This is a genomic window from Mesorhizobium sp. B2-4-19 (genome assembly GCF_006441315.1).
Lineage (GTDB): Bacteria > Pseudomonadota > Alphaproteobacteria > Rhizobiales > Rhizobiaceae > Mesorhizobium.
On record NZ_VFUV01000003.1, the window covers coordinates 119,120 to 133,580 of the forward strand.

At 62.0% G+C, this 14,461-nt stretch carries 14 protein-coding genes and 2 tRNA genes; 7 read left to right on the forward strand and 9 right to left on the reverse strand.

Annotated features, from left to right (window positions below; genetic code table 11):
• Window positions 1-17: 17 nt before the first annotated feature.
• Window positions 18-227 (forward strand): hypothetical protein, encoded by a 210-nt coding sequence (locus tag FJ546_RS06600; protein ID WP_140888611.1) that lies wholly within the window; start codon window positions 18-20, stop codon window positions 225-227.
• 143 nt (window positions 228-370) lie between these two features.
• Here the strand turns inward: FJ546_RS06600 and FJ546_RS06605 are convergent, their stop codons facing one another.
• The gene (locus FJ546_RS06605; RefSeq protein WP_140888612.1) at window positions 371-574 is read right to left on the reverse strand and encodes a hypothetical protein; all 204 of its coding nucleotides are present in this window, start codon (window positions 572-574) and stop codon (window positions 371-373) included.
• Between the two features lie 209 nt (window positions 575-783).
• A tRNA-Val gene (locus FJ546_RS06610) sits at window positions 784-859 on the reverse strand.
• 217 nt (window positions 860-1,076) lie between these two features.
• On the opposite strand from FJ546_RS06610, the gene FJ546_RS06615 reads away from it, so the two are divergent.
• A tRNA-Asp gene (locus tag FJ546_RS06615) sits at window positions 1,077-1,153 on the forward strand.
• 375 nt (window positions 1,154-1,528) lie between these two features.
• On the forward strand, window positions 1,529-2,044 hold the full coding sequence (locus FJ546_RS06620) for a hypothetical protein (protein WP_246686766.1): 516 nt from the start codon (window positions 1,529-1,531) through the stop codon (window positions 2,042-2,044).
• Window positions 2,045-2,214: 170 nt separating this feature from the next.
• Here FJ546_RS06620 and rbsK read toward each other — a convergent pair whose 3' ends face one another.
• From rbsK to ugpC, 3 genes are read right to left on the reverse strand one after another with little or no spacing between them, the layout of a single operon-like run.
• The gene (rbsK, locus tag FJ546_RS06625) at window positions 2,215-3,144 is read right to left on the reverse strand and encodes a ribokinase (protein WP_140888613.1); all 930 of its coding nucleotides are present in this window, start codon (window positions 3,142-3,144) and stop codon (window positions 2,215-2,217) included.
• A gap of 4 nt (window positions 3,145-3,148) precedes the next feature.
• The gene (locus tag FJ546_RS06630) at window positions 3,149-3,601 is read right to left on the reverse strand and encodes an RbsD/FucU family protein (protein ID WP_140888614.1); all 453 of its coding nucleotides are present in this window, start codon (window positions 3,599-3,601) and stop codon (window positions 3,149-3,151) included.
• Between the two features lie 27 nt (window positions 3,602-3,628).
• Complete coding sequence (gene ugpC / locus FJ546_RS06635; protein WP_010915660.1) at window positions 3,629-4,684, reverse strand: sn-glycerol-3-phosphate ABC transporter ATP-binding protein UgpC; 1,056 nt, start codon at window positions 4,682-4,684, stop codon at window positions 3,629-3,631.
• A gap of 287 nt (window positions 4,685-4,971) precedes the next feature.
• On the opposite strand from ugpC, the gene FJ546_RS06640 reads away from it, so the two are divergent.
• The 3 genes from FJ546_RS06640 to FJ546_RS06650 all read left to right on the forward strand — a co-directional run bounded on the left by FJ546_RS06640 (window position 4,972) and on the right by FJ546_RS06650 (window position 8,788).
• The gene (locus tag FJ546_RS06640; protein WP_140888615.1) at window positions 4,972-6,639 is read left to right on the forward strand and encodes a sugar ABC transporter substrate-binding protein; all 1,668 of its coding nucleotides are present in this window, start codon (window positions 4,972-4,974) and stop codon (window positions 6,637-6,639) included.
• An 89-nt stretch (window positions 6,640-6,728) separates the two neighbouring features.
• Window positions 6,729-7,859, forward strand: a complete 1,131-nt coding sequence (locus FJ546_RS06645) for a sugar ABC transporter permease (protein WP_140888616.1) — start codon at window positions 6,729-6,731, stop codon at window positions 7,857-7,859.
• An 11-nt stretch (window positions 7,860-7,870) separates the two neighbouring features.
• Window positions 7,871-8,788, forward strand: coding sequence for a carbohydrate ABC transporter permease (locus FJ546_RS06650; protein WP_010915657.1), 918 nt, complete (start codon window positions 7,871-7,873; stop codon window positions 8,786-8,788).
• 60 nt (window positions 8,789-8,848) lie between these two features.
• Here FJ546_RS06650 and FJ546_RS06655 read toward each other — a convergent pair whose 3' ends face one another.
• A complete protein-coding gene (locus tag FJ546_RS06655; RefSeq protein ID WP_140888617.1) occupies window positions 8,849-9,592 on the reverse strand; it encodes a creatininase family protein in 744 nt (247 codons plus the stop codon).
• Window positions 9,593-9,595: 3 nt separating this feature from the next.
• Window positions 9,596-10,222: an SIS domain-containing protein gene (locus FJ546_RS06660; protein WP_246686767.1), complete on the reverse strand. Its 627-nt coding sequence runs from the start codon at window positions 10,220-10,222 to the stop codon at window positions 9,596-9,598.
• A 120-nt stretch (window positions 10,223-10,342) separates the two neighbouring features.
• Here FJ546_RS06660 and FJ546_RS06665 point away from each other — a divergent pair, with 120 nt between their 5' ends.
• Window positions 10,343-11,365 (forward strand): aldo/keto reductase, encoded by a 1,023-nt coding sequence (locus FJ546_RS06665; protein ID WP_140888618.1) that lies wholly within the window; start codon window positions 10,343-10,345, stop codon window positions 11,363-11,365.
• 76 nt (window positions 11,366-11,441) lie between these two features.
• On the opposite strand, the gene FJ546_RS06670 is transcribed toward FJ546_RS06665, so the two are convergent.
• Window positions 11,442-11,714 (reverse strand): HU family DNA-binding protein, encoded by a 273-nt coding sequence (locus FJ546_RS06670; RefSeq protein ID WP_023674657.1) that lies wholly within the window; start codon window positions 11,712-11,714, stop codon window positions 11,442-11,444.
• 197 nt (window positions 11,715-11,911) lie between these two features.
• Window positions 11,912-14,323: an endopeptidase La gene (lon, locus tag FJ546_RS06675; RefSeq protein ID WP_140888619.1), complete on the reverse strand. Its 2,412-nt coding sequence runs from the start codon at window positions 14,321-14,323 to the stop codon at window positions 11,912-11,914.
• Between the last annotated feature and the right edge of the window lie 138 nt (window positions 14,324-14,461).

Consider the following 14,461-nt stretch of genomic DNA (forward strand, 5'->3'; position numbering starts at 1 on the left):
GTGGAAGGGAGGGTTTGATGGCTAAGGTTTCGCCGCATACGCTGAAAGGTATCGGCTATGTGGTCTCGACGGTAAGCGTCATTTTGCTGGCGGTGGTCAGCTGGAAAAGTGCCTCGCAAGACCCGGTGCTTGCGGCATGCCTGCTTGGTGGCGCCGCGACATCGATCGGGGGCATGTGCTGCCGCTGGACATCCTATGCTATCGAAAAGCGGCAGAAAAAAATGTAGCGCGCCGGCCTTGTTCAGTCGACCTCGCGGGCAGCCTTGGCCCTGGTTGCGCGCCGCGTAAACAAGGACACTGAAATGGCTCATTGCAGGCGCGCCGATACGCAAACAGCATCCTGCCCAAGCTGCGCAGCCGAGCTTGGCCTTCACTCCATAACGATATCAAGCAAAGCTGCCTTCTTCGTGACGAGGGCTTTCAGATCCGCGTCAGAACGGTCGGTTCCCGTTCTTTGACGAAGCACTTCGATAAATTCGGCCATCGATAGAAAGGCAGGGGCGTCATGCTCTGCGAGCATCGTATCGACCGCCTTGGCCACGTCGACGGTATCCGGTCCAACTGTCGTCTTCATTTGCCACCTCCGCGCAAGATCGCCTTAGCGGTCAAGAAACCTCGAAGCCCTGCTAACGTTCCCATCGGCGAAATCGCAACTTGCGAAAAGCCTGTTTGCGGGAAGACGGCAGGGTCGGGAGAACGGGCGGGAGACCGCATTGCATTGGATATTGAAAACACGCCCGGACGAGCCTTGGGGCCAAATCGCATTTTCAAGACGACGTGGGATGGTGGGCGATGACGGGCTCGAACCGCCGACATCTTCGGTGTAAACGAAGCGCTCTACCAACTGAGCTAATCGCCCGCTCCGGCGCGGACCTTTAAGCGGTCGGGACCGGCTTCGCAAGGCCAAATGAACAGGTGACGCCCTGTCCGCAGGCCCGATTTGCGAACAAAACGCCGGCTGTCAAAAAACCTTCTCCAGTTTGTTGTTATGATGGTTTGGTGCGCTTGACACCCGGTGGCGAACCCCTTATCCAGCGCCCCAACGACGAACACGGCTGACACGTGCTCGTCAATGCGCGGGTGTAGCTCAGTTGGTTAGAGTGCCGGCCTGTCACGCCGGAGGTCGCGGGTTCGAGCCCCGTCACTCGCGCCATTTCCCTCAAGGATCGCAATCCTTGGCACAGGGAAATGCCGACATGAATTGTCAGAATCCACTTTCAGAAATGAAGTGCCAAGGCGCGGGCTTTTGCGCCCTATCGCTGTCGATGAGCATTCGTCGCCGCCGCGCGAATCGTTGGCGGCAGACTGTTTCGCAGCCGGCTTCAAAAATTCAGCCACGCCCGCGCGGCAATCTGGCAAACGCGACGCCACTCCAATAGGCTGAAAAGCAGCTCCTGGAACGACTCGGGCTTGAGCCGCGTTTTGACGTTGTGAATCCCACTTGCGGATCTGCCCATAAAGCGCTGGATTCATTTCGCAGGTAGCGGAGTTGCACTAGCAGGCTGCCTGAACGGCATGGAGGACTATCGTGTCAATCGCACCAAACATTCCTATGCGCACATTATTCACGCTCATGTACCTGGGCGGCGCGACGATGGTCGCCACCGCCCTTTTCCCGGCGACCGCGTCGGCCGACCGGTTGCAGCAATGCGCGCGCGAGGGCGGACTCTGCCGTCTGCCGTATCCCGCCGAAGTGGTCTACGGCGCCCGGGGCCGCACGACCTCGCGCTATTTCGAGCGAGACGCGGTGCCGTGTTCAAATCGCGTTTTTGGCGACCCGGCGCCGGGTGCCGCAAAGTCGTGTTTCATCGTGATGCGCGGCCGGGACCAGTCGGATGACAATTACGACGAACCCCGCCGCGAGAGATGGGCAGCCTGTGCCGATGAAGGCGATTACTGCGATTTCTATGGCCGCAAGGTGGTCAGGTACGGGGCACGCGGCCAATTCACGCAGGACGTGTTCCGCAACGGCGTCCAATGCGACAATGATACGTTCGGCGATCCCGCTCCCGGTCGCGGAAAGCGCTGCTACGTCAGGCAATAGCTGATCGGGCTATCGCCGGATGGACATCCAGGGCAGTTTGTCGTTTCACGGACGCGGCGAACTGCCCTAACACTTTGTTTTGGCGCAATTTCCAGGGGAAAGCGCTACGCACATTTCGTGGGATTGCCCGGGGATTGGAGCAGCCTGATGGTCTGGCTGCCCCGCGTGCCTCACCCCTTCGCCAGCAATGCCTCGACCTCTTGCAGCGTCGGCATCGACGGCGCGGTGCCGGGTCGCGTCACCGAGATGCCGGCGACGGCGCAGGCGAAGCGCACCGCCTGCAGCGGCTCCACGCCTCGCGACAGCGCCGCGGCGAAGCCGCCGTTGAAGGCGTCGCCCGCGCCGGTGGTTTCGACCACCGGCCCGGCGCTGATGGCGGGGACATGCTCGGAGCGTCCCTTCGAGTGCAGAAGCGCGCCCTTGTCGCCGAGCGTGACGATGACCATGCCTACGCCCTTTTCGAGCAGCTTGCCGGCGGCGGCCCGCGCCTCATCGACCGAAGAGACCTTCAGTCCGGTCAATTCCTCCGTCTCGGTCTCGTTCGGCGTGAGATAGTCGCAGAGCGCGTAGATTCGGTCGGGAAGCTTTGTCGCGGGAGCAGGGTTCAGGATGGTCGTCACCCCTGCCCCGCGCGCGATCTCCAGCGCCCGCATCGCGGCATCGATCGGCTGTTCGAGCTGGGTTACGAAGACGCCGGCACCACGAATCAAGGCGGCATTGGCCTCGATATCGGCCGGCGAGATCAACATGGCCGCACCCGGGCTGACGATGATGGCGTTGTTGCCGCTTCCCTCCTCGACGAAGATGTAGGCAGCGCCTGTATAGCTGTCCGGCGTGTCGATGACGGCGCTTTTCACGCCGGCATCCTGCCAGGTCCGCTTGGCCATGTCGGCGAAGGCATCTACGCCAAGGCGGGTCAGGAAAGTGATGTCGGCGCCGAGCTTGCCTGCGGCCACCGCCTGATTCGATCCCTTGCCGCCCGGGCCCAGCTTGAACGAATTGCCGAGGATCGTCTCGCCCATGCGCGGCTGGCGATCGGCGCGATAGGCGGTATCGGCGACGAAGACGCCCAATATGACGACAGGCTTTACGGCTGCCATATCGCTACTCCGCATCCGGCGGTATGACGCCCTTGCGGAAGGCGAAGCAACCGTAAAAACGGCGTTCGCCGGTCTGGATGACGCAATAGGCCTGCTTGGCACGCTCGTAGAAGGCGTAGCGCTCGACCGGCAGCATCGGCCAGGACTTGCCCTCGGCGGCGTCGATTTCCTTTTGCACTTCCCTCTGCACGGACGGAATCTCGTCCGGCTTGCCGACGATTTCCATGCGCGCGGCCGCGTCGTCGACGAACGTATCCAGCGGATAAAGCGACAGCACTGCCTTCACTACTTCCGCGGCCGACGCATCGATGCGCAGCAGCCGGCCGAGTGCCGTCTGGCGCGCAACCGAATCGGAGGGGAAGTTGGTGTCGGCGATGATCAGGTCATCGCCATGGCCCATCGCCCGCAATGCCTGGAGCACGTCGGCATTGAGCAGCGGATTGATGCCTTTGAGCATGATGGTCCTCGTGAAGTCCGTTTGAGATCAGAGACGCTTGCCGGTCTCGGCATCGAAAAGATGAATCTGGTCGAGCCTGGGCTTCAGGGTCAACGTGTCGCCGGGCTTGAAGTCGTGGCGCTCGCGAAACAACGCCACCATCTCGCGGTCGCCAAAGCGCAGGAACACAAGCGTTTCCGAGCCGGTCGGTTCGACCACCGAAATCTTCGCCGGCACGCCATCGGGATGAATTTCCAGATGCTCCGGGCGCACGCCATAGACGACGGCCTGCCCGTCCTGCGCGGCATTGTCGGCAATCGGAAACAATGTGCCTGATATGTCGACGCCGGGCTTGTCGCCCTTGCGCACAACACCCTTGAGCAGGTTCATCGACGGCGAGCCGATGAAGCCGGCGACGAAGAGATTGGCCGGCCGGTCGAACAACTCCAGCGGCGCGCCGACCTGCTCGATGCGGCCGTCGCGCATGACGACGATCTTGTCGGCCATGGTCATGGCCTCGATCTGGTCGTGGGTGACGTAGATCGTGGTGGTCTTCAGCCGCTGGTGCAATTCCTTGATCTCGGTGCGCATCTGCACGCGCAGCTTGGCGTCGAGGTTCGAGAGCGGCTCATCGAACAGGAACACCTGTGGATTGCGGACGATGGCGCGGCCCATCGCGACGCGCTGGCGCTGGCCGCCGGAGAGCTGCCGGGGATAGCGCTTCAGATAGGGGTTGAGGTCGAGGATGTCGGCGGCGCGCTTGACCCGCTCGGCGACCACGGCCGGATCGGTTTTCCGCAGCTTGAGGGCAAAGGCCATGTTCTGCTCGACCGTCTTGTGCGGGTAGAGCGCGTAGTTCTGGAACACCATGGCGATGTCGCGCTTTGCCGGCGGCAAATGGTTGACGACGCGGTCGCCGATGGCGATCGTGCCGCCGGAAACGGTCTCCAGCCCGGCCACCATCCTGAGCAGCGTGGACTTGCCGCAACCCGAGGGGCCGACCAGCACCACGAACTGTCCGTCAGCGATGTCGACGCTGACTTCGTGCAGAACCTTGACGGTACCAAACGCCTTGGCCACCTTGCTGATTGCGACTTGAGCCATCTCTCCCCCATCGGCTCCAACTGGCCGTAGGCGCAGAAGCTAACCAACGCGCCCTGCCAGGGCAAGTCGGTCTCTTATAGACAAAAACCGTTCTCGTTGACACGGCGTTTGGTTGCGAGAATAGTGGTCGGCGCTGGTCCAAATGTCGGCACCGATCCGCAATCGGAACCTAAAATCGACGCAGGGTGGGGTCCTGCCTAATTCGTATCCGAGCCGGTAGCACCGTTGTGCTTCAGCGTCCGACAGGCGGCCACATACATTCACACTGATTCTGGGAGGAATAGTCGATGAGAACAGGTCTTTACGATAGGCTGGTCCGTGCCGGCGCCACACGGCGCGACGTCTTGAAGGGTGCCGCCAGCATGGCCGCGATCGCGGCGGCATCCGGCGCCGGGCTCGGCGCCTTGACGCGTCCAGCGTCCGCCGCAAGCGAATTGCGGTCGAAGATCCTGCAGATTCCCGGCGTTGGCAAAGGTCAGCCGACCGATGCTGATTTCCAGAAGGTCGGCGAACTCTGCCTCGAGGCGACCAAGGCCAATGTCAAGCAAGGCGAATTCGCCGGCGTTGAGTTGACCTTCATGGGCCTCAACAACCAGAACCTGCACAATGTGCTGTTCCGCGGCTTCCTGAAGCCGTGGGAGGCCTATACCGGCGCCAAGATCAGCTGGATCGACCTGGCGCAGGCCGACTACAACGCCCGGCTGCAGCAATCGATCGCCACCGGCACCGTCGACTTCGACATCATCGAAATGGGCGCGCCCTTCGAAGGCGATGTCTGCGGCAAGGGCCTGACCTCGGAGATGCCCGACTGGGTCAAGAAGCAGATCGATTTCGACGATCTGGTCAACTATCTGAAGCCGCCGGTCGGCACCTGGGACGGCAAGCAGTATCGCGTCACCATCGACGGCGACACGCACAATTTCAACTACCGCACCGACGTGTTCGCCGATGCCGACCTCGCCAAGCAGTGGAAGGATGGCGGCGGTAAAGGCGAATGGGGCGTACCGAAGACCTGGCAGCAGGTGCAGGCCGTCACCAAGTTCCTCAAGGGCAAAAAATTCAAGGGCCAAGACGTTTACGGCTATCTCGACGCGCCCAAGCCATGGGGCGGTTTCGGCTTCTATTTCCTCGGCAGCCGCGCCACCGCCTACGCCAAGCATCCCGACGACAAGGCCTGGCTGTTCGACGCCGACACGATGAAGCCGCGCATCAACAATCCGGCCTGGGTGCGCGCCATCCAGGACGTGATCGACGCGCTGCCGTCGGAACCGGCGGACCAGATCAACGCCGACCCGAACACCACCGGCTTCCAGCAGTTCCTGGCCGGCACCGGTTCGATGATCCCCTGGTGGGGCGACATCGGCTCCAACGTCAAGACCAACGATTCGTCGGTTATCGGCGACGTCACCGGCTTCTCGATCCTGCCGGGTTCGGACGATGTCTACAATTCCAAGACCGGCAAATGGGAGAAGCTCGCCAGCGGGCCGAACTATTCGCCGAACTGCGCCTATCTGGGCTGGGGCGTCTACGTCATGGCCCGCGTCGACAAGGACGAGAAGAAGAAAAAGGCGGCATGGTCCGCCGCCGCTCATCTCGGCGGCAAGGACCTGTCGATCTGGACGGCGATGTACCCGTCCGGCTTCCAGCCCTACCGCAATTCGCATTTCGACATTCCGGAATGGGTGGCGGCAGGCTACGACGAGGCCTTCATCACCTCGTATCTGAAGTCGGAAGGCGACAGCTACAACCATCCGAACGCGGCGATCGAGCCACGCATCCCCGGCATCTTCCAATATTACAGCGCCGCCGAGGACATTCTCGCCAACACTTTCGCCGGCAAGATGAAGGCACAGGAAGGCGCCGATGCCATCGCCGCCGCCTGGGAAAAGCTCACCGACCAGATCGGCCGCGAAAAGCAGATCAAGCTCTACAAGGCCTCGCTCGGCCTGGCCTGATCGCAGCGTGAACCCAAGGTCCGGCGACGAAAGCCGCCGGACCCTGAATTGACCGGCACCGCCGGTCGCGAAGTGCCTACTGCAACTGGATGAGACGCGTGGCTGACCAGATTTTGCCCACCAATGATTGGCCGGCAAACGCCGTCCCATCCGACCTGATACCGCCAGGCCGCAAACGCTTGGGCTGGGCGGTGATGGCCGCTGCGACGCTCGGCCTGCTGGCCACGATCCTGGTCCAGATCCTCTACAAGAGCGAGGTCGACACGATCGGCTTCGAGACATGGCGTCCCGTGGTCTATGCCTATGTGCTGTGGGGCGTGGCACTCGGCATCGGCCAGGTGCTGACGCGTGGCGAGGACGGCCAGCGCGCGCTGTTCCTGCTGCCGGCGCTGCTGTTCACCATCGCCATGGTGATCTTCCCGACACTGTTCGGCTTCTACATCGCGCTCACCGACTGGAACCTCTCCTCCTTCAGCGGCCGCAGGTTCAACGGGCTCGACAATTTCTGGCAGATGCTGGGCGATCCCTACTATCGCAATGCGCTGTTCAACATGGTGCTCTATGTGCTTGCCGTGCTGGTCGAATATGTCATAGCCTTCGGGCTGGCGCTGCTGCTCAACGCGCAGATCCGGGCGCGCAAATTCTTCCGCGTCGTCTTCCTGATGCCGCTGATGCTGTCGCCGGTCGCAGTGTCGTGGATGATCGGCAAATCGCTGATGGAGTACCGGTTCGGACCGGCGGCAACACTGGCGCGCCATCTCGGCTGGGACAATCCCGCCTTCTTTTCCGATCCCATCATCGCCCGCATATCGATCATGATACTGGATGCCTGGACCTTCATCCCGTTCATGATGATCATGCTGCTCGCCGGCCTGCAGGCGATGTCGCGCGAGGTGCTGGAGGCCGCGCGCGTCGACGGCGCGACCACCTGGCAGACCTTCTGGCAGGTCACGTTCCCGCTGATGTTGCCGGTTTCGGTGACGGCGGTGATCCTGCGCATCATCTTCAAGCTGAAGCTGGCCGACATCATCATCACGGTGACCTCGGGCGGCCCCGGCGGCGCCACCGATTCCGTCTCCAGCTTCATCTACCGCGAATACCGCGACCGCTCCAATGTCGGCTACGGCACCATGCTGGCGATGGCCTATCTGGTCATCATCGTCGTGTTCGTGACCTGGCTGTTGAAGCTTGCCAGCCGCTTCGTGCGCAACGTCAATTGAGTGGCCGGATCATGAGCGTTCAGACCACCGAATACACCGTCTCCGAAATCCGCTCTCCGGCGAGCTTCATCACTAGCCGCGTCTTCATCTATGGCGCGCTGGTGTTCTGGGCCTTGATCTGCCTGTTCCCGATCTACTGGACGATAACGACCTCGTTCAAATCGGCGGTCGATGTCACGCAAGGCCATCTGATCCCCTTCGTCGACTTCCAACCGGACTGGAAAGGCTGGCGTTCGCTCGGGCTGTCGCCGGATTCGATCTTCCAGACCTCCACGGTGCGCGATGAGTTCTTCAAGCGCTTCATGAACTCGGTCATCACCTCGGTCGGCGCATCGAGCCTCGCCATCGTCATCGGCAGCCTCGCCGCCTACGGCCTCACGCGCTACCGCTACAAGTTCGCCTGGTTCAAGAACGAGGACATCTCCTTCTTCTTCCTGTCGCAGTTGATCCTGCCGCCCGTGGTGCTCGCCCTGCCCTTCCTGGTGCTCTACCGCGAAGTCGGCCTGCTCGACACGCGCATCGGGCTGGTCCTGCTCTACACGCTGATGGTGCTGCCGATCGTCATCTGGATCATGCGCGACCAGTTCAACTCCATCCCGGTCGAACTGGAAGAAGCAGCGCTCGTCGACGGCCTGTCGATCTGGGGGGCGTTCTTCCGCATCGTCATGCCGATCGCGCTGCCGGGCATGGTTGCCGCCTTCATCCTGGCAATGGTGCTGTGCTGGAACGAATATTTCTTCGCTGCCCTTCTGACCTCGACCGATGCCAAGACCATTCCTGTCATGGTGGCGAGCCAGACCGGCTCGCAAGGCATCAACTGGTGGTCGATGGCAGCCCTTGCCACCGCCGCGATCGCGCCGCTGGCGGTCATCGGCATCGCGCTGGAACGCTATCTCATCATGGGCATGACGGCGGGAGCCGTGAAGTAGGCCGCCCTGTCTTCCCTTCTCCCGTGCAAAGCCCTCACAAGAGGAGAAGGTCGAACCGCGCTAGGCCTTCAGGATAGCGCGCAGGTGATCCATGATCATGGCGACGCCCTTGTTCCCAAGTTCCGCCGATGCATCCTTGGCGCTCGCCGTGTACCAGCCGGTATTGTCGGCGAAGCGGGCGGCGTCGACCGCCTCCGGACACAGCGCCAGCATCAGTGACGTCTCGCCGATGCCGGCATGGTCGAACGGATACTTGCCATTCATGGCGGCCGGCATCAGCGGATGCACCTGCACCCAGTTGAAGAAATTTTCACCGGCGGCGTGTCCGGCATAATAGTCGGCCATGTCCTTCGAGCCCCACCAGCCCTCGCCGCGCTGCTTCTCGAGGAAGCGGAAGATCGCCTGGCGGCCGGCGGTCTTGAAGGCGAGATCGGTCGGCATGCCGGCGGCGAAATTCTCGGTCTGGTGGTGGATGATGGCGTGGATGTTGCGGAAACCGATGCGCAGCAGGCTGTAGAACAGTTCCTCGCCGAACGGCGCCAACTGGTTGCCGCCGACCTGCACCGAGCCCGAACCTTCCGGCGGCGCCACTGCGTAGCTCGCGGCACCGTAGTAGAAGGGCGGCAGGATGACGACATCCCCCTCCTTCTCGAACAGTTCCAGCGTCTTGATGACGGCCAGCGTATCCATGCCGACGGCCATGTGCTCGCCATGGTACTCGAGCACGCCGAGCGGCAGGGCGACCGGCCAATTCTCGGCAATCGCCTTGCGGATCTGGTGCGGCAGCATCAGTTCATAGTGCATGATCTATTCCATATTGGTGTGGCGGGCACGCATGGCCTGGGGCGAAGCACCGGTCAGGGATTTGAGCTTCAGCACCATCACCTCGAACAGCAGGAACAGCGCACCTTCGAACACCGAGCCCATCGGCAGGACCGAAGTCCTTTGCGGCCCCTGGTCATTGGCCATGGTCTGGGCCGGAATGAGCAGCGTGGCATCGGCCAACCCCGCCGCGCTGCCGCCGGCCTGGGCGGTCAGCAGCAGATTGGTCGCGCCGACATCGCGCGCGACGCGCATCAAGGTCAGCACCGTCGAGGTTTCTCCCGGTCCGGAACTGGCCAGGAAGACGTCACCAGGCCCCAAGGGCGGCGTGGTCATGTCGCCGACCACCGAGACCGGCAGGCCGAGATGATAGAGCCGCATGGCGAAACCCTTGACCTGCAAGGCCTCGCGGCCGCAGCCATAGACGGCGATCTGCCTGGCTTCGGCCAGCAGCTTGCAGGCCGCGTCGATCTGGCTGTCATCCACGCGCGCCAGCACGCCGCCGAGTTCGTCGAGCGCGGTCTTGAACAGATTTTCGTCCCGGTCGCTCACGACAAAACCACCCTCGAAATCCTGCTCGGACTTTTTCACGAACAGCTTGATTTCGTCCATGCTAGCAACCGCGAAAATGCGTGTCCAACGCCGCGCAGCGCTTTTGCCTGGTCGCAGGCATGATAGTGTCATGTCAGATAAATCAGCTCACACAGATCAACCCCGGGAAAATTGCAGGACATGAAGACACGGCATTTCGACCGCATCGGCAATGGCGGCCTCACCTTTACGGAGCTCGGCTTCGGCACGGCACCGCTCGGCAATCTCTACCGCGCCGTTTCGGACGAGGATGCCACGGCCACGCTCGACGCCGCCTGGGCGACCGGCTGCCGTTACTACGACACCGCGCCGCTCTACGGGCTTGGCCTGTCGGAAACACGCCTCAACCCCTTCCTGCGCGGCAAAAAGCGCGACGACTATGTGCTGTCGAGCAAGGTCGGCCGCCTCATGCGCGCCTGCCCGCCGGAGCAGCGCACGGGCATCGGCAAGTTCTTCGACACGCCATCACGCCAGGAGGTCTACGACTACAGCTATGACGGCGTCATGCGTTCGTTCGAGGCCTCGCTCGAGCGACTTGGCGTCGACAGGATCGACATACTGTTCGTGCACGATGTCGACATCTTCACCCATGGCAGCAAGGAGGCGTCCGACCGGCGCATCGAAGAATTCATGCGCTTGGGCTACTACGGACTCCTGTCGCTGCGCGACCAGGGCGCGATCAAGGCGTTCGGCGGCGGCATCAACGAATGGCAGGTTGCCCAGACATTGGCCGAGCGCGGCGATTTCGACCTGTTCCTGCTGGCTGGGCGCTACACGCTGCTGGAGCAGGAGGCGCTGACATCCTTCCTGCCGCTCTGCCAGAAGCGCGGCATCGGTATCGTCCTTGGCGGCCCCTACAATTCCGGCATCCTGGCGACAGGACCGAAGCCCGGCGCCTACTACAACTATTCCGAGGCGCCGAAGGACATTCTCGAGCGGGTCGCCGGCATCGAGGCTGTCTGCAACCGCCATGGCGTCAGGCTGATCGAGGCGGCGCTGCAGTTTCCGCTGCTGCATCCCTCGGTCGTCTCGGTGATCCCCGGAGGCCAGCGGCCGAGCGAAGTCGAAAGCAACCGGGCACTGCTCGACGCGAAACTGCCGGCAGCACTGTGGGCCGACCTCAAGAAGGAGGGCTTGATGCGCGACGACGCGCCGACCGCATAGGAGCGTTGCCGCCCCCAATTCGGGTCCAGAAAAGCCGGGCAAGCCCGGCTTTTCTGTCTCTAAAAAGAAAAAACGCTTAGTTGACTGCGTCCTTCAGGCCTTTGCCGGCCGAGAACTTCGGCACGGTGCGTGCCGGGATCTTCACTTCGGCGCCGGTCTGCGGGTTGCGGCCGGTCGAGGCCGCACGCTGTGACACGGTGAAATTGCCAAAGCCGACAAGCCGGACATCGCCGCCCTTCTTCAGTTCGCCGGTGATGACGGAAAATACCGCATCGACCGCCGACTGCGCGTCACCCTTCGAAATGCTCGCGGCGTCGGCGACAGCGGACACCAGTTCGTTCTTGTTCATAAAAATTCCCTTCCATGAGAACACCGGAACTAACGACTCATCCGGCAGGAAACGGACTTTAGAAAGAAGCGTTGCCGCAACCAAGTCGAAAAGCCTGGAAAAAATGGAAAAAAGCCCGGAAATCCGGGGTTTTTCACATGAAAAAGCCGGGCGCGAGGCCCGGCTTTCCGTTTGTGCACTGCAACCTTAGAAGAAATCTAATGTGCGAGCGACTTTCCAGCATCGTCGGCACTGTCGGTCGTGGCCGGCGGATTGACCGGTTCGACCCATTCGATCGGCTCCGGCATACGCACCAGTGCGTGGCGCAACACCTCACCGACGCGCGAGACCGGAATGATCTCCATGCCGTTCTTCACATTGTCCGGAATCTCCGCCAGATCCTTGGCATTGTCTTCCGGGATCAGCACCTTCTTGATGCCGCCGCGCAGAGCGGCGAGCAGCTTCTCCTTGAGGCCGCCGATCGGCAAGATGCGGCCGCGAAGCGTGATCTCGCCAGTCATCGCCACATCGGCCCGGACCGGAATGCCCGTCAGCACCGACACAATGGCTGTAGCCATGGCCGCACCAGCGGACGGACCATCCTTCGGCGTGGCGCCTTCCGGCAAGTGCACGTGGATGTCGCGCTTGTCGAACAGCGGCGGCTCGATGCCGAAATCGAGAGCTCTCGAGCGGACATAGGAGGCCGCCGCCGAGATCGATTCCTTCATCACGTCGCGCAGATTGCCGGTCACCGTCATGCGGCCCTTGCCGGGCATCATGACACCTTCGACCGTCAGCAATTCGCCGCCGACTTCCGTCCAGGCAAGACCGGTGACGACACCGACCTGATCGTCGGCCTCGACCTGACCGAAGCGATAGCGCTGGACACCGAGGTAGTCGGCGAGGTTCGCCGCCGTGATGCTCACCGTCTTCTTCTTCGTCTTCAGGATCTCGGTCACGGCCTTGCGCCCGAGCTTCATCAGCTCGCGCTCCAGGCTTCTGACACCCGCTTCACGAGTGTAGGTCTGGATGATGGCGCGGATCGCATCCTCGCCGACGGAGAACTCCTTCGGCTGCAGCGCGTGATCGCGGATCACCTTGGGCATCAGGTGCCGCTTGGCGATCTCGATCTTTTCGTCCTCGGTGTAACCGGCGATACGGATGATCTCCATGCGGTCCATCAAGGGCGCAGGGATGTTCAGCGTATTGGCCGTCGTCACGAACATCACGCTCGACAGGTCGTACTCGACCTCGAGGTAATGGTCCATGAACGTCGAGTTCTGTTCGGGATCGAGCACCTCGAGCAGCGCCGACGATGGATCACCACGGAAGTCCTGGCCCATCTTGTCGATCTCGTCGAGCAGGAAGAGCGGGTTGGACTTCTTCGCCTTCTTCATCGACTGGATGACCTTGCCGGGCATCGAACCGATATAGGTGCGCCGATGGCCACGGATTTCGGCTTCGTCACGCACGCCGCCGAGCGCCATGCGGATGAATTCGCGACCGGTTGCCTTGGCGATCGACTTGCCGAGCGAGGTCTTGCCGACACCGGGAGGGCCGACGAGGCACAGGATCGGCCCCTTCAGCTTCTTCTGACGGCTCTGCACGGCCAGATACTCGACGATGCGGTCCTTGACCTTGTCGAGACCGAAGTGATCGGTGTCGAGCACGTTCTGGGCGTAGGCCAGGTCCTGCTTGACCTTGGAGTTCTTGCCCCACGGGATCGACAGCAGCCAATCGAGGTAGTTGCGCACGACGGTCGATTCCGCCGACATCGGCGACATCGTCCGCAGCTTCTTCAACTCGGCTTCCGCCTTTTCGCGGGCCTCCTTGGAGAGCTTGGTCTTCTTGATGCGCGCCTCGATCTCGGCGGCCTCGTCGCGGCCGTCCTCGCCCTCGCCGAGCTCCTTCTGGATCGCCTTCATCTGCTCGTTGAGGTAGTATTCGCGCTGCGTCTTCTCCATCTGGCGCTTGACGCGCGAACGGATGCGCTTCTCCACCTGCAGGACGGAGATTTCGGCTTCCATGAAGCCCATCGCCTTTTCCAGCCGCTCCTTGACCGAGAGCGTGGCCAGCATTTCCTGCTTTTCAGGGATCTTGATGGCGAGATGCGAGGCAACCGTATCGGCGAGCTTGGAATAGTCGTCGATCTGGCTGGCGGCACCCACCACTTCAGGCGAGATCTTCTTGTTCAGCTTGACGTAGTTCTCGAAGTCGGTGACGACCGAGCGGGCCAGCGCCTCAACCTCGACCTCTTCCTCTTCCGGCTCGACCAACGCGGTGGCGCGGGCCTCATGGAAATCGGGACGTTCGGTGAACGAAACGATCTTGGCACGCGAAGCACCCTCGACCAGCACCTTGACGGTGCCGTCGGGCAGCTTCAGCAATTGCAGCACATTGGCGAGCGTGCCGATGTCGAAGATCGCATCGGGCTCGGGATCGTCATCGGCAGCATTCATCTGGGTGGCAAGCAGGATCTGCTTTTCCTGACCCATCACCTCTTCCAGCGCCTTGATCGACTTTTCGCGCCCGACAAAGAGCGGAACGATCATGTGCGGGAACACCACGATGTCGCGCAGTGGGAGGACTGCGAAGACGCCGTCGCTGGGAGCCTTTGATATTTTGGCCATTGTCCAACCTTTCATGTCGCGGTCGCCATCAGGCCAACCGCGAATCTTATATTAACGACCGGGGATCGTTCCGCCTACCACCGTTTGTGACGGGAGTTTTACAGCACAGAAATCGGGCACCTCGGCCTTCTCGTGTTA

Excerpts from the sequence above, each read along its gene's own strand:
- lon (WP_140888619.1), bottom strand. The coding sequence starts at position 14,323 with ATGGCCAAAATATCAAAGGCTCCCAGCGACGGCGTCTTCGCAGTCCTC.
- FJ546_RS06645 (WP_140888616.1), top strand. The coding sequence starts at position 6,729 with ATGAGACGCGTGGCTGACCAGATTTTGCCCACCAATGATTGGCCGGCA.
- FJ546_RS06670 (WP_023674657.1), bottom strand. The coding sequence starts at position 11,714 with ATGAACAAGAACGAACTGGTGTCCGCTGTCGCCGACGCCGCGAGCATT.
- FJ546_RS06665 (WP_140888618.1), top strand. The coding sequence starts at position 10,343 with ATGAAGACACGGCATTTCGACCGCATCGGCAATGGCGGCCTCACCTTT.
- ugpC (WP_010915660.1), bottom strand. The coding sequence starts at position 4,684 with ATGGCTCAAGTCGCAATCAGCAAGGTGGCCAAGGCGTTTGGTACCGTC.
- rbsK (WP_140888613.1), bottom strand. The coding sequence starts at position 3,144 with ATGGCAGCCGTAAAGCCTGTCGTCATATTGGGCGTCTTCGTCGCCGAT.
- FJ546_RS06655 (WP_140888617.1), bottom strand. The coding sequence starts at position 9,592 with ATGCACTATGAACTGATGCTGCCGCACCAGATCCGCAAGGCGATTGCC.
- FJ546_RS06605 (WP_140888612.1), bottom strand. The coding sequence starts at position 574 with ATGAAGACGACAGTTGGACCGGATACCGTCGACGTGGCCAAGGCGGTC.
- FJ546_RS06650 (WP_010915657.1), top strand. The coding sequence starts at position 7,871 with ATGAGCGTTCAGACCACCGAATACACCGTCTCCGAAATCCGCTCTCCG.
- FJ546_RS06600 (WP_140888611.1), top strand. The coding sequence starts at position 18 with ATGGCTAAGGTTTCGCCGCATACGCTGAAAGGTATCGGCTATGTGGTC.
- FJ546_RS06630 (WP_140888614.1), bottom strand. The coding sequence starts at position 3,601 with ATGCTCAAAGGCATCAATCCGCTGCTCAATGCCGACGTGCTCCAGGCA.
- FJ546_RS06640 (WP_140888615.1), top strand. The coding sequence starts at position 4,972 with ATGAGAACAGGTCTTTACGATAGGCTGGTCCGTGCCGGCGCCACACGG.
- FJ546_RS06660 (WP_246686767.1), bottom strand. The coding sequence starts at position 10,222 with ATGGACGAAATCAAGCTGTTCGTGAAAAAGTCCGAGCAGGATTTCGAG.